Annotated in this window: 14 protein-coding genes; 6 read left to right on the top strand and 8 right to left on the bottom strand. The window is 64.5% G+C overall.

From position 1 onward, the window contains the following. Positions 1–4: 4 nt before the first annotated feature. A complete protein-coding gene (aroE, locus tag ACEN42_RS03795; RefSeq protein ID WP_371881061.1) occupies positions 5–838 on the top strand; it encodes a shikimate dehydrogenase in 834 nt (277 codons plus the stop codon). 20 nt (positions 839–858) lie between these two features. Continuing rightward, entirely contained in the window at positions 859–1,302 is a 444-nt protein-coding gene (gene aroQ, locus ACEN42_RS03790) for a type II 3-dehydroquinate dehydratase (protein WP_238212680.1), read from the top strand. Between the two features lie 12 nt (positions 1,303–1,314). Here the strand turns inward: aroQ and ACEN42_RS03785 are convergent, their stop codons facing one another. The 5 genes from ACEN42_RS03785 to ACEN42_RS03765 all read right to left on the bottom strand — a co-directional run bounded on the left by ACEN42_RS03785 (position 1,315) and on the right by ACEN42_RS03765 (position 4,995). Continuing rightward, a complete protein-coding gene (locus tag ACEN42_RS03785; RefSeq protein ID WP_371880664.1) occupies positions 1,315–2,622 on the bottom strand; it encodes a chloride channel protein in 1,308 nt (435 codons plus the stop codon). Between the two features lie 74 nt (positions 2,623–2,696). Next, complete coding sequence (locus tag ACEN42_RS03780; protein ID WP_371880663.1) at positions 2,697–3,116, bottom strand: MarR family winged helix-turn-helix transcriptional regulator; 420 nt, start codon at positions 3,114–3,116, stop codon at positions 2,697–2,699. A gap of 141 nt (positions 3,117–3,257) precedes the next feature. Further along, the gene (locus ACEN42_RS03775) at positions 3,258–3,506 is read right to left on the bottom strand and encodes a pentapeptide MXKDX repeat protein (protein ID WP_371880662.1); all 249 of its coding nucleotides are present in this window, start codon (positions 3,504–3,506) and stop codon (positions 3,258–3,260) included. A gap of 66 nt (positions 3,507–3,572) precedes the next feature. After that, the gene (locus ACEN42_RS03770; RefSeq protein WP_371880661.1) at positions 3,573–4,349 is read right to left on the bottom strand and encodes a molybdopterin-dependent oxidoreductase; all 777 of its coding nucleotides are present in this window, start codon (positions 4,347–4,349) and stop codon (positions 3,573–3,575) included. Positions 4,350–4,368: 19 nt separating this feature from the next. After that, complete coding sequence (locus ACEN42_RS03765; RefSeq protein ID WP_371880660.1) at positions 4,369–4,995, bottom strand: cytochrome b/b6 domain-containing protein; 627 nt, start codon at positions 4,993–4,995, stop codon at positions 4,369–4,371. A 295-nt stretch (positions 4,996–5,290) separates the two neighbouring features. Here ACEN42_RS03765 and ACEN42_RS03760 point away from each other — a divergent pair, with 295 nt between their 5' ends. Together ACEN42_RS03760 and ACEN42_RS03755 are read left to right on the top strand one after the other, a co-directional pair. Continuing rightward, positions 5,291–5,839: a sigma-70 family RNA polymerase sigma factor gene (locus ACEN42_RS03760; RefSeq protein ID WP_187605955.1), complete on the top strand. Its 549-nt coding sequence runs from the start codon at positions 5,291–5,293 to the stop codon at positions 5,837–5,839. Next, positions 5,836–6,477, top strand: coding sequence for a DUF1109 domain-containing protein (locus ACEN42_RS03755; protein ID WP_371880659.1), 642 nt, complete (start codon positions 5,836–5,838; stop codon positions 6,475–6,477). Before ACEN42_RS03760 ends, ACEN42_RS03755 begins: the two co-directional genes overlap by 4 nt. A 4-nt stretch (positions 6,478–6,481) precedes the next feature. On the opposite strand, the gene ACEN42_RS03750 is transcribed toward ACEN42_RS03755, so the two are convergent. Both ACEN42_RS03750 and ACEN42_RS03745 read right to left on the bottom strand, forming a co-directional pair. Next, entirely contained in the window at positions 6,482–6,883 is a 402-nt protein-coding gene (locus ACEN42_RS03750) for a hypothetical protein (protein ID WP_371880658.1), read from the bottom strand. 23 nt (positions 6,884–6,906) lie between these two features. After that, positions 6,907–10,188, bottom strand: coding sequence for an adenylate/guanylate cyclase domain-containing protein (locus ACEN42_RS03745; RefSeq protein WP_371880657.1), 3,282 nt, complete (start codon positions 10,186–10,188; stop codon positions 6,907–6,909). 232 nt (positions 10,189–10,420) lie between these two features. Between ACEN42_RS03745 and ACEN42_RS03740 the strand changes: the two genes are divergently transcribed. Both ACEN42_RS03740 and ACEN42_RS03735 read left to right on the top strand, forming a co-directional pair. Continuing rightward, positions 10,421–10,762: a DUF4148 domain-containing protein gene (locus tag ACEN42_RS03740; protein ID WP_371880656.1), complete on the top strand. Its 342-nt coding sequence runs from the start codon at positions 10,421–10,423 to the stop codon at positions 10,760–10,762. Between the two features lie 203 nt (positions 10,763–10,965). Beyond that, positions 10,966–11,724 carry a DUF2242 domain-containing protein gene (locus ACEN42_RS03735; RefSeq protein WP_250484066.1) on the top strand — a complete coding sequence of 253 codons (759 nt, stop codon included), beginning with the start codon at positions 10,966–10,968 and terminating at the stop codon, positions 11,722–11,724. A 13-nt stretch (positions 11,725–11,737) separates the two neighbouring features. Here the strand turns inward: ACEN42_RS03735 and ACEN42_RS03730 are convergent, their stop codons facing one another. Continuing rightward, a complete protein-coding gene (locus ACEN42_RS03730) occupies positions 11,738–13,885 on the bottom strand; it encodes a D-(-)-3-hydroxybutyrate oligomer hydrolase (protein ID WP_371880655.1) in 2,148 nt (715 codons plus the stop codon). Between the last annotated feature and the right edge of the window lie 204 nt (positions 13,886–14,089).

The raw sequence follows: 14,089 nt of genomic DNA, 5'->3' as shown, positions 1-14,089 counted from the left end.
GATGATGACGGACCAGTACGCGGTGATCGGCAATCCGATCGGACACACCAAATCTCCCCTGATTCATGGCCTTTTCGCGGAGGAAACGCAGCAGGACATGGCTTACACGGCGATCGAAGGGCCGCTGGAACCCGAGCAAGCCTTTGCCGAAACCGTGCGGGCGTTCGCGGCGGCGGGTGGCCGGGGCATGAACGTTACCGCGCCGTTCAAGCTGAAGGCCTTCGCGATGGCGGACGAACGCAGCGAGCGCGCGGAACTCGCCGGTGCCGTCAACGCGATGAAGTTCGAGGACGGCCGCATTATCGCCGAGAATTTCGATGGCATCGGACTCGTGCGTGACATCGAAGTCAATCTGGAACTGCCGATGGCAGGCAGGCGCGTCCTGCTGCTGGGCGCTGGCGGCGCGGCGCGCGGAGCGTTGTTGCCGTTCCTGTCGGCGCGGCCGGCTGAACTCGTCATCGCCAATCGTCACGTGGACAAGGGGCAGGCGCTTGCGGCGCAGGTGGCTGCGCGCGGTCCGATCGTCGCTTGCGGCTACGGCGATCTCGAAGCAATGGGACGCTTCGATCTCGTGGTCAACGCGACATCGGCCAGTCTCACGGGCGACCTGCCGCCCGTTCCGCCGAGCGTGTTCAGCCATGAAGGCGCGGCTTATGAACTGGCCTACGGAAAGCGGCTGACGCCCTTTCTGCGGCTCGCGCGCAATGCCGGTGTGCGCACGGTCGCCGACGGCGTCGGCATGCTGGTCGAACAGGCCGCCGAAGCGTTCGACTGGTGGCGCGGCATCCGTCCGAAAACGCGAACCGTCATCGACCGGCTCACGGTGCCACTGGACTAACGCGTACGACGGAGCGACGAATGAAGAACATCCTGATGCTGCACGGTATCAATCACAACATGTTCGGCAAGCGCGACCCGGTGCAGTACGGCACCATCACGCTGGCTGAAATCGATACGCGGCTGCGGGCGCTCGGCGCCGAACTCGGCGTGCAGGTCGAATCGTTTCAGACGAATAGCGAAGGCGCGATGTGCGAGCGCATTCACCAGGCGTTCGAACAGCATTGCGACGCCGTGCTGATCAACGCCGGTGCATGGACCCACTATAGCTACGGCATCCGCGATGCGCTGGCCATTCTCACGTGCCCGGTCGTGGAGCTCCACATGTCCAACATCCACGCGCGTGAGGCGTTTCGGCATCACTCGGTATTCGCCGAGGTCGTCGACGGGCAGATTTGCGGCTTCGGCGTGGATAGCTATCTGCTGGCGTTGCGGGCAGCGGTCGCTCACAGCAAGAGCAACTAAGGTAATCGCGCCTCACTTGCTCATGTATTTGTGCGCCAATGCCTCGTACAGCGGCGGCGCGAAGAGCCGCGACACCTGACTCGAAATCAACGCCGTGGCCATCAGCGACAACACGAGCGCATGACCATTGATCATCTCGATGACGATCACGAATGCCGTAATCGGACTCTGCGTGACGGCGGCGAGATAGCCCACCATGCCGAGCGCGATCAGCATCGGCAACTGCATGCCGCCGAAGACCTGATGAAGCGCGTTGCCGATGCCCGCTCCGATCGCGAGCGACGGCGCGAAGAGCCCGCCGGGCGCGCCGGGAAGATACGAACCGACCATCGACGCCATTTTCAGCAGCGGATAGCTCGCGCCGAGTGTGGAATTGCCTTCGAGCATGCCGCGCGCTTCCGCATAGCCGCTGCCGAACGTGTGACCGCCCGCGACCACACCGATCACGGCGATGAACAGGCCGCACGCCGCGCCGAACGCCACCGGATGCGACTGACGCCAGCCGACGAGCCACGCGGGCATCCAGCGCTGCGTGTTCAGCAATAGCCAGCAGAATATCCCGCCGGCGACGCCCGTCACCGCGCCGAGCAGGATGACCGCGAGCGCGAGCGAATCGGGAAAATGCCCGTCCAGACTGATCGTGCCGAAATAGGTGTAGTTGCCTTGCAGCGCGAGCGACACGATACCGGCGAAGATGATCGCCGTGATCAGCACGCCGCTCGTGCGCTGCTCGAAGCTGCGCGTGAGCTCTTCGATGGCGAAAACCACGCCGGCCAGCGGCGCATTGAACGCGGCCGACAATCCGGCGGCCGCGCCCGCAAGCGCCAGCTTGCGCTCCATCGCGCCGCCGCGAATGCTGAGCAAGCGCGACGGATAGAAACGACGCAGGCTGTACATGAGCGCCGCGCCGACGTGGATGGTCGGCCCTTCGCGCCCGATCGTGAAGCCCCCGAGAATCGACAGAAATGATATGACGATCTTGCCAACGAGAATACGGATGGTAAGCAGCCGCGGCCCGAGTTCCCGCCCTTCATGCAGTGTCGCGATGACCTGCGGAATGCCGCTGCCTTCCGAACCTGGAAAAAAACGGCGCGTGAGCCAGACGCAGAACGCGGCGATGGCGGGCGTGATCACCAAAGGCAGCCACCAGTAGATGGCCGTGAAGCGCAGGAACGTGTCGTACCCGAAGTCGATCAGCCGCGCGTACATGACCGCGACGAGCCCGGTCGCGACCGCGCCGAGCCAGAACACGCCGTAGTGCAGCCATAGCCGCCTGCCGCGCAATATCGTGCGTCGGTCGATGAATCCGGGAATGCGCATCACAAATAGCCGAACTTGAATTTAAGGCACATTGTGACATAAATTCGAATCGGCCCGGCGCGTGCGCTATCGGCTCATTCCTGTCTTTCGTTGAACACCCAGCCGAACGATCCGTAGTGCGTTTTGTGTTCGGCCGCGAGCTTGAGCAGACATCGCTCGCCTTTCGCCGTCAGATGCACTTGCACCTGCCGGCGATCGGTCTTGTCGGTTTTGCGCGTGACGAGGCCCGCCGCCTCGCAACGCGACACCAAGGCTGCGGTTCCGTTGGGCGCAGCCTGCAATCGCTCCGCGAGTTCGCCGACGGTCGCCCACTGCCGCTCGGGAAATCCGCGAACGTGCAGAAGCAACTGATATTGAAGCGACGTGATTCCGGCGACATTGGAGATTTCTTCCGACACACGCAGGAACTTGCGCAGCTCGTAGCGGAAGAGGGACATCGCTTCCAGATCGTGCTTGTCCGGAAGCGAGGTTTTCTGTTTCGTGCTCGATGACATAGGTGATCCTGATTCGACATCATATCGGCGGATCATACCTAGTTTTGATTCGCGGCCAGCAGCATCCGATAGTTTATTTCGTCATGCAAACTTTTCGTGCTGGAACCGGACGTGCAACGCCCGGTCCCGCTCTCCTTCGTCTTACTGCGACATCGCGCCCGATGCGGGATGGTCCATGCCCATCGCATCGTTCTTCTTCATCTTGTCGCCCTTGCCCATCGAGTCCTTGGACATGGCGCCCTTCTTCATTGAATCGTGAGACATGCTGTCTTTCTTCATCGTGTCGTGGGACATCGCGTCGTTCGACATCGTGCCGCTTGCCTGTGCGAACACGGACGATGCACCCATTGCCAGCGCCGCTGCGAATACTGCCGTCATCAATTGCTTCATGGTTTCTCTCCTTGGTGAGTCAAAAATGGCATCCGGACAATCCGGAACCGTTGATCGATTCGGCGCTCAGGATCCGCCGAACCAGTTGTACCCCTGGTCGACCCAATAGCCGCCCGGATAGGTGTTGGTCACGAATATCTCGACGATGTGCTTCGGGTTTTTGTAGCCGAGCTTGGTCGGCATGCGCAGCTTCATCGGATAGCCATATTTCGCCGGAAGACGCTGGCCGTCGTACTCGAACGTGAGGAGCGTCTGCCGATGCAGCGCCGTCGGCATGTCGATGCTTTCGTAGTAGTCGTCGGCGCAGCGGAAGCCGACGTACTTCGCCGTCGTGTCCGCGCCCACGCGCCGCAGGAACTCGGAGAACGGCGTGCCGCCCCAGCGCCCGATCGCGCTCCAGCCTTCGACGCAGATGTGCCGCGTGATCTGCTCTTCGTGCGGCAGCGCATACAGTTCCGGCAACGTCCACACGCGCTGTCCCGTCACGAGCCCGCTCACCTTCAGGCGATAGTCGCTGCCGTTCACCGCGGGCACCTCGTCGATCCCGTAGAAGGCATTGAACGGAAACGGCCGCGTGAGCTGCGCTTCGGTGTAGGTCGGCGCGAGCTGGTTCGGATCGAAGAGAAGCGCCTGCGCGCGATCGTTCAGGCGCGATACGGCGGTGAGAAACTTGTTGACGGAATCGTCGTCCGTGATCGAGCAGCCGGTCAGGAGCGAAAGGCCGCCCAAGGTCAGCATGCGTTTGCCGAAGAGCCGTCGCGACGGCATGTCCAGTTCGCGGCGCGCATCCGCCAGCACCGAAGCACGATCGACCGTGATGATTCGCTTGTCGTTGGATTTCATGGCATGTTCCTGAAATACATCAGCGGCCGCGCAGCATCGTCAGAAGCGAGCGCGGCACGAGCGCGACCATCGCTACATGCACGACGACGAACGCCGCCATCACCGCCATCGCGCAAAAGTGCACGACGCGCGCGCTGTCATAACCGCCCATGAGTTCGCGCAAGAGCGGGAATTGCACGGACTTCCAGATCGCGAGCCCCGAAAGCACGAGCACGATCAGATCGGCGACGACCACGAGATACGCTAGCTTCTGCACCGCGTTGTACTGGCGCAGATCGGCGTGCGCGAGCTTGCCCCTCAGCGCCGCGACGAGATCGCGCAGCACCGCGCGTGGCGACAAGGGAAAGAACTTCGAGAAGAACCGGCCGCTCGCGACGTTGAGCGCGACATAGACGATGCCGTTGAACACGAGCAGCCACATCGCCGCGAAATGCCACTGCAACGCGCCGCCGAGCCAGCCGCCGAGCGTGATCGAAGGCGGAATGACGATGTCCCGGAACACGGGCGACGCGTCGTAAATGCGCCATCCGGACAGCATCATGATCAACGCCGCGACTGCATTGAGCCAGTGCGTGATGCGCAGCCACAGCGGATGGATCGGTGTCGTTTCGGACGCTGGCGCCAGTGGCGCTTTCATCGTTTCCATGTCGGTCCCCTGAATCTCGAACTACCAGTTAATTCGTCGCCGATACGTCGCCGGTTACAGCATTCGATCGATTAATTCGATGCGCGAAAAATTACAGACCGTGTGTAACCCGTGGAGGGCGGAGAACGAACTAGCGATAGGCAGGAGGGAACCGACGAACATGAATCAGGACGGCGTCATTGCAGCGCACCACGGCTTCGGATACTGTGTGACGACCGAACCAAAACACAGCGCGGCGCTCGCTCCGGCAGCGGCGCGCAAAACTTCGTCCCGTAATCCCGCCCATACAGGAACCATGTCGCACGACGCGGAAAGCCGGCTGAAAGCGTTGTTCATCAGCGGACTCGATGGCGATCAGAACGCATATCGCGGCTTTCTGCAGGCGCTCACGCGGCATTTGCGGGGCTATCTGCGAAAGCGCATTCCGCATCGTCTCGACGATGTCGAGGACCTCGTCCAGGAAATTCTGCTGGCCGTGCATAACGCGCGTCACACCTATCGGCCGGACGAGCCGTTGACGGCCTGGCTGCACGCGATCGCGCGCTACAAGCTGATGGACTTCTTCCGCTCCCACGCGCGACGCGAGTCGCTGAACGTTCCGCTCGACGATCACGAGGAACTGCTCGCCGCCGCCGACGATGAACCCGCCGAGGCGCGGCATGACATCGGCAAGCTGCTCGAACATCTCCCGGACAAGCAGCGCCTGCCGATCGTTCACATGAAGCTCGAAGGGTTGTCGGTGACGGAAACCGCGCGCCTCACCGGGCTTTCCGAATCGGCGGTCAAGGTGGGCGTGCATCGCGGACTCAAGGCGCTCGCGGCTAAAATCCGGGGACTAAGATGAAGACCGGCGAACTCATCTCCCTCCTTTCGAATCAGGTGACACAGGTCGACCGTGCGGCCATCGCGCGCCGGTTCGTTCACGCGTTGCTGATCGGCGCAGCGGGCTCGCTGGTTTTGATGAGCATCGTGTTCGGCATTCGTCACGATCTCGGCAGCGTCGCGCGCACGGGTATTTTCTGGGCGAAGCTGGCGTTTCCGCTGGCCGTTGCAATCGGCGCGATGTTCACCATCGCCCGGATCGGCCGGCCCGGTGCACGCGCGGGTTATTCGTGGGCGCTCGTCGCGTTGCCGTTCGCCGCGGTGTGGATCGCGGGCTGGATGGCCGTCGACAGCGCCGGCTCGAACGCGCGTGCAGCGCTGGTGCTCGGCCAGACGTGGCGCACCTGCCCGTTCAATATCCTGCTTCTTTCGATACCGACCTTCCCCGCCGCGTTCTGGGCCATGCGCTCGCTCGCGCCGACGCGATTGCGGCTCGCCGGTGCCGTCGCCGGGTTGCTGGCAAGTTCGACGGCGACGATCGTCTATTGCCTGCATTGCCCCGAAATGAGCCCCGCGTTCTGGGGCGTGTGGTACGCGATCGGCATGCTGATGCCGGCGCTCATCGGCGCATGGCTGGGCCCAAGGCTTCTGCGCTGGTGATGCGCTACCCGAAGACGCGCGCCCATGCCACCCGAACGCGGCGCGCCCGATCTTCGAGAAGATACGAAGCGACCAGCGCCAGAAGTCCCGAGACGACGCCCGTCAGTAGATGCTCGACGTAGGGCAAACGGTAATGGCTCGCGTGCGCGTAGGTATCGCCGATTGCAGTCAGCAAGCCGACGATCGCCGCATTGCCGTAGCGGTTTTCATAGAGCTTCGCGGCGGGCGTGAAGGTCAGAAGCACCGCCAGAAGGCCCGTGAGCAGTCCGGTCTTGAAGGCTACCGACCAGTGCGCCATGCTCGCGATATTGCTCCAGCTTCCCGGCATGCAGGTCATGCACGCGCTGGTCGGCTGCCAGAAACGTTGCACGAACAATTTGACCCGACGCTTCAACTCGATTGACATGATCGACGTCCCACACTCGTTGATCAATGAAGATTCGACTCGCCCGAGAGCGCGCCATCGATTGCTTCCAGCGCGTAAATGAAACCGGACTTCCGGCCCTCGTGCCCGATCCGCTGAAGCTCGTTCATCAGCGCAGCGTCCCTATCACCCCTTCCATACGAGACGAGCGCATGTGCGCGCGCCACGTAGAACCGGGAAAAGAGCGATGGTTCACGGCACGCATATTCCTCGAAAGCCGCGGCGTGATGCGCGGCCGCATCCCAGCGACGCCGGTCGATACATGCCTCTATCGCGTCACGTCGAAAGAGAAAATGATTGTGGCTGACCGCACCGGCCGCGAGCAGCGCCTCGCCTTCCGCCAGCGCGTCTTCGAAGACATCGATGTCGTCTGTCGCACGCGCGAGGATGCCGAGATAGTGTGCGCCCAGATAAGCCATGCCGGTCTCGCGGCTGATCGACAGCGCTTCTGCGATATCGTCCAGCGCTTCGCGCCTTCGCCCGGCGACTCGATGCAACTCCGCACGCAGCGCGAGCGCTTCGCCTTCGAACCTTCTCGACTTCAACTCGCGCGCACATTGCAGCGCAGGATCGACATGTTCTGAGGCGCGGTCCCATTCGGCGAGATCGTGCAGGCAATGCCACGCCGCGTGATGAGCGACCGCGAGCGCCCGCAGATGCCTCACTTTCTCCGCCGCCGCGACACTCGCGAGCGCGGCATCGAGCCCGGCCTCCGTCTTGCCTGCGAACCATGCCGTGATGGCGCGCATCGGAAGATTGGCCACCTCGATTCGTCCGAAGCCGTGGCGTTTGCACAGCTCGATGCATCGGCTGAACGCGTCGTGGGCACTGATCATCCGGCCGCGCATGTACTCCGCGTCGCCGAGCCCGCCCAGCGCCGCCGCCTCCTGCTCGGGGTCGTCCGCTTCGCGCGCGAGTGCGAGGCTGCGTCCGTGTTCGCGCACGCAGCCGTCGATATCGCCGCGCGGAAAACATAGATTGCCGCGCAGGAAGTGGATGCGCGCGGCGTCGCGCTGAAGGCCGTGGGCCGCGGCGGCGTCGGCGGCGAGGTGAAGATCGGCCCATGCGCCGTCGAGATCGTCCGTGACGCGCTTGACGGTAGCGCGCCCGATCCAGGCCGCGCAACGCTGCGCATCCGACTCCGCGACTTCGAGCGCGGCTTCGAATGCCGCGAGCGCCGATCGCATGTCGCCAGCGTCATGCAGGATATCGCCGCGAAGACATTCGAGTTCGACGCGGTCGCTGCTTTCGTTCGCGAGTTGAAGCCCGCGTTCGACGAGCCGCAGCGCGGATTCATGGCGGTACGCGCTCGCCTGCGAGCGCGCCGCGTCGCAATAGGCGCGCGCCGCCTCGCTATCCGCCGCGCGATCGAGGTGTTCGGCCCGCAGGAGCGGGTCGCGTCCGGCGTACCACTGCGCGGCGCGACGATGCAGTTCGCGTCGCCGGCTTTTCAGCAGGCCGTCGTAGACGGCATCGCGAATGAGTGCGTGATGGAAGATGAACCCGGCGCCCTGGCGTCGCAACAAGAGACTCATCACGAGCGGCTCCATTGCGGCGCCGGCGCCATCGACGAGATATTCGACCGCGTCTTTATCGAAGAGTTGACCGAGTACCGAGGCCGCCTGCAGGACGGTCTTGTCGACGGCATCGAGCCGATCCAGCCGCGCCTGCACGAGACTTCGCACCGTGCCGGGCACGCCGGTCTCGTCGCTTGCCTCCGCATTGCCGAGAAGTTGCTCCAGAAACAGCGGATTGCCCGCCGCCCGCGCGATGCAGCGCGCCGCCAGATCCGCCGCCGCACCGGGAAACGATGCGGCCATCACGTGCGCCTCGCTGGCGCTGAGCGGACCCAGATCGACGAGCGAATGCGCTGCGCCGCCCGCCGCGCGCCATGATTCATCGAACATCGGGTCCGACGGCCGCGCGGTCAGCACCAGCATCGCCGGACACGCCGCCACCGTCGCCGACAGTCCGGCGAGGTCGCGGAACGTCGATCCATCCGACCAGTGGATGTCCTCGACCGAAAGCAGTCGAGGCTGCCGCCGGCTCGCGCGCTCGACGAGCCGGGTCACGACATTTCGCCGTCCGCTGACGCGCATCGCGTTGTCCATTGCCTCGTAGATCGTGCGGTCGTCGAGCGACATCGGCACATCGACCAGATCCTTGAGAAAAAGCGCGTCGCCGCGATCGATCAGGCCGTCGCCGATCGCACGCTCCACGCAGGCATTTGCATCGGTTGTATCGTCGAGCGCGAGAAGCCCGCGCACGATGGACTGAATCGCGCCGCGTCCGGTAGCAGCGCCGAAATCGAGCACGAGGCCGCCGTGGCAAAGGAAGCCCGAATCGTGCGCCTCGCGTTTGAACTCATCGAGAAGACGCGTCTTGCCGATTCCGGCCTCGCCGCGCAGCAGAACGGTGCGTCCGGTTCCGGCGTCGCGGCACGCGTTCAGCATCGCGCGAAACTCGCGCAGTTCGTCGATGCGGCCTATGAAAGGACGATCCGGCGCGCCGTGCCGAAGACCCGCGATACACCACACCGAAACCGGCTCCGCGAAACCCTTGACGGCCAGCGCGCCGCGTTCGACGCACTCGACGCGGCCGGCCAGAGAGCGTCGCACGGCCGCCGAAATCAGTATCTCCGACCGCCCGGCCGCGTCGGTGAGACGCGAGGCGAGATTGACCGTATCGCCGGTCACGGTGTACTTGCGATGCGCAGCGCTTCCCGTGCCGCTCGCGACGACCTCGCCGCCCGCAATGCCGATATGCACCGAGAGCGGACGAGCGAGCAGGCGAGATAGCGCGGGCATCGCGTCGCCGATCGCGAGGGCCGCCCGCACGGCGCGTTCGACGTCGTTGCCATGCGAAACCGGCGCGCCGAATACCGCCATGATCGAGTCGCCGACATGCTTGTCGATGTAGCCGCCGTGCTGCTCGACGATGCGATCGACCTTCTCGAAGTATCGGTCGAGCACGGCGACGATTTCTTCCGGATCGGCTTCCCGGCTCATTTTCGTGAAGCCGCACAGATCGGCGAAGAGCACCGTGACCTGCCGCCGTTCTCCCGTCGCCTCGTTCGGGCTCGTGCCAGCGCCTGAGGGTGCCGTTCGCGCGCGCAACGCGTCGAGCGCGTCGAGCAACTTCCGGCGATGCCCGACCGACGCGACTCCGAGATCCTTCAGATCGTCGGCGGTGAGACTGCGCAGCACATCGGCGTCGATGGCGTTCTCGACGAACGCCGCTTCGTACCGTTCCATTCCGAGGCTGCGCAGCCAGGCGGCGACGTCCACGATATCTCCGGGCGAACGAATCCGAGTCACTTCAAAGATAGCATGTCGGCCTGCCGTCAATCGGCGGACCGTTTTGATTGAAGCGATTAATGTCAATCCGGGAATTCTGATTTGGGTGAATCAGGGTTTTTACCTACAAAACCGCGTCCTACACTGCCTCTCAACGACGAAGCAAGTGGAGAGAAACCTCACCACACCGCGACGTTCCCCAAGTCAGCAATCGGAGGTCATCATGTTCAAGTCCATCGTTCCCGCCATCGCCATCGTTGCCGTTCTCGCCGCTCCCGGGTTCGCCCAGGCGCGTGAAGACGGCCCGGTCACCCGCGCGCAGGTGCGCGCCGAACTGGTCCAGCTCGAACGCGCGGGGTACAACCCGGCGGCCGATCAGACCACCTACCCGGCCGATATCCAGCGCGCCGAAGCCCGCGTCGCCGCGCAGCAAGGCGCTGCCGCGTCGTCCTACGGCGGTGCGAGCGAAGGCGCATCGGCGTCGGGTCCCGCTAGCCGGTCGGGCTTTCTCGACCGCATCGTCCGCCCGGAGGCCGCGAATCCGGTCGACTTCAATCGTCCGTAAGCCGCTTCTCGCGCAGTAACGAACGCCCGGCCGCGCGCCGGGCTTTGCGCTTTCCAGACCGATGATCGACCCGTCCGGCTCGCTTTCATCACGCTGTAAACCTCGGATTCGACGATGTTTTCAGACTGCGCTTTTTCATCGGCCAGTCCGGCGGCACTACAATTTGTGTCTGCCGTTGACACAAATTTTGGAACCGCTGCCTCATGCCCATGCCGTCGCTGCGCCTCGTTTTCGCTTCCCTCGGACTCATCTCCCTCGCTGCCTGCGGAGGCCGAGGCTCGGTCGCGCCGAGCTATCAGCAGGAACTCTTCAACACTGGCGCGAGCCCTTTCGCGCGCAATTTCGACGCCACCGTGAACGAAACCTGCGAGGCCGCGCGCCGCGCGCTGCTGTCGCAAGGCTTTCTCACGACGATGGGCCAGCCCGACACCGTCGACGCGACCAAGAATTTCCAGCCGAGCGCCGAAACGCACGTCGTCGTGTCCTTCCATGTGGTGTGCACGCCCGGCGAGAACGCGACGAATCAGAGCATCGCGTACGTGAACGCCGTGCAGGACGGCTATGCGCTCAAGAAAAGCGATACGTCGGCGAGCGTCGGGTTGAGCGTGCTCGGCTCGCTGTCGCTGCCGATCCGCTCGAATAGCGACGCGATGGTCAAGATTTCGAGCGAGACCGTGCCCGCCGGCAAGTTCTACGACCGCTTCTTCAACCTGATGGGTCACTATCTGAACACGGTGCCGCGCAGCGCGCCCGTCGCAGCCGACGAAGTGAAGAGCAAGCCGCTCGTTCCGTCGCTCATCGTCAGCTCGCCCGAGCTCACGCCGACACCGATCGTCGTACAGACGCCGGCCGCCGCAACGGCGATCCAGGCGTCGGATGCGGTTGCGGCGGGTGCGTCGGACGTTCCCGCGGCTGCGGCGGCCGCGACGCCCGCCGCGCCGCGAACCACCGCGACTCAATAAGCCAAGCGCCGCGTCAGTTCGGCACGTTGACGATGCCGCCCGCCGTCGTGATGGCGTTCGCGCCCGGATCGGTGGCGATCGGCGGCAGATTCGACGTCGTGAGCGCGGGCGCCGATCCCGCCGCGCCGCCCCGCGCGACCGTGCGCACCACCTGGGAAGGCGGCAGCGGCGCGTTGTTCTTCAGGTGATTCCACATCAGGTTGAGCGCCTGAATGTTGTAGTAGTGGATCGGAATGAAGCGCGTGTCGAAGCCGGCGACGCTCAGGAACGCGTCGAAGTGCTGACCGTTCGTGATCTCGTAGAGTGAAAGCTGGCTGTTGTTGCCCTCCGCCACGCGATTCGCGCCGAGATACGGCCGAGACGCATGATTGATCGGCACGAGCGCATCGGCGCGGCCCTGCACGATGATCGCGGGCTTGCCGCGCAGGTTCGCGTTCACGCGGATCGCGTTCACGCTGCCCACCATCGTCGCATTGCCGTTGGTCCACAGCGAGCGCAGGCATGCGGCGCCCGCGTAGCTGGCATCGGGCGTCGCCAGCCGATGATCCGCCGCGCCCGTCGTCCCCGCGTTGTAGACCAGGTTGATGCCGTTCGTCGGCGGCACGCCGTTGCCATTGCCGAAGAGCGTCGGCATCGGCGAGACGAGCGGCGCGACGCCCGCCGCGCCCGTCACCGCGTTGGTCGTGCCGAAGCTGAAGTTGCACAGGTTGTCGAGCACGCTCGCAGTCATGTATGCGTCGGCATAGGTGACGGCGACGGCCGGCACGGCCTGCGAGTCCCACATCGGCGCATGAAGCGTGTCGGAGTCGGTCTCGTAGCCCGCCTGATGCAACTGGTTGAGCGCGTCGGTGGCTTGCGCGACGGTATTGCCGCCCGTGATGAGCCCGCTCGCGGCGAGCGTCGCGCAACGAGCCGTGCGGATCGCGTTGGTGGTCGCCAGGGGCAGCGCCGTCAGATACGGCGCGCCGGCCGCGGCGGGCGCGAGCGCCGCGCAGGGCTGCAGCAGATTGGCGAGCGTCATGTAATCCGCGAGCGGCCGCCCGAACGAGCCGACCGGCAAGCCGCCCTGCCGCACCGAAACCTGCGACGGCAGATTCAGATTGATCTGCGGCTCCCCGACGACGACCGCCGTGATCCAGCCATCGCTATCCTGCTCCGCCGCCGCCAGCGACGCGCCGCCGCCGTTGCTCACCGACGCCGCGATCGTCGTGATGCTGCCCTTGTTGTAGCGCACCTGATGGCTCGAACCGCTGACCGCGCCGAACATGTCGTTGAGCGCCCAGTACGCGAACTGAATCGCCTGCAAGGTGTTCTTGCCCCACTCCTTTTCCGGATTCTGTTGCGAATGCGCGTGCTTGTACGCGTAGCGATTCGGGAACGCCGAATTGAACGAAGACAGGGCCGACGCGCTCACGTTCGCCTTGAAGATCGCCTTGGTCCCGGCGATGCTGGCGCCGGCGAGCGTGCCGTCGATCAGCGTGACGAGATCGGTGGCCAATTCGTGGCCGCCGTTGCCGCTGCCCTTGTCGGTGTAAGCCACCGCGCAGCCGCGCTTCAGGCCCCACTCGCCCGCCGCCGAAATCGCGCCATAGACGCCGCGCGACCCCGATGACGTCGCCGTAACGATGCACGGCTGATCGGGGTTGAAGCTCTGCGGAATCTGCACGAGCATGCTGACGTTCTGCATGCCGCTGCCGTCGTCCGCGTAAGCGATGTATTCCTTGCCCGCGATCTTCCCTTCGCCGAGCGTGTCGTTGCCGTTCAGATCGACATTCGGTCCCCAGAAGCGCCCATAGCCGCCGTTCGACGACATATCGACGAGCGCGCGGTAGTTCGAATAGATCGCGAGACGGCGCAATTCGGCTGCCGTCGGCGCTGCCGGCTTGGCGAACGAAGGCGCGGTCGCCGACGCGAGGCCCGTCTTGCCGAGACCCGCCGTGAGCAGGTCGTCCGATACGCCGTCGTAAGTCTGCGTGTTGACCGAGCCGGAGACGAAGCTCGGCAAGGTGTTGGTCGGCTGGCTGCTGCCGCCGTTATCGTCGTCGCCGCCGTGACATGCGGCGAGCGTCACCGCGACGAGCACCGCCAGCGAGCCGAGCGCGGCCGTGCGCGGTACGTTCTGCAAAGTCTGCAACCTCTGGGTACGCGCGAATCTTTTCATTGTGGGTCTCCGCCATACGTTCCGATGAGTGGTGCAACCTGACGACTGCAACGCGTCCGATAGTGCAAGTATCGCGCGTTATCGTCGCTCGCCGCAGCGAACGAAAGCGCCAAACGACAACGGGCTCCGGCGGGAAAGCCGGAGCCCGTTTCAAGCACCCGCGTGACGAGCGAAGCCAGCGGCAGTCGCGCGACGCCGCTGGCT

The sequence above is a fragment of the Caballeronia sp. S22 genome (assembly GCF_964261745.1).
GTDB classification, from domain to species: domain Bacteria; phylum Pseudomonadota; class Gammaproteobacteria; order Burkholderiales; family Burkholderiaceae; genus Caballeronia; species Caballeronia jiangsuensis.
Note: the sequence above shows the minus strand (reverse complement) of the source record. Positions and strands in the feature narration are given on the sequence as shown.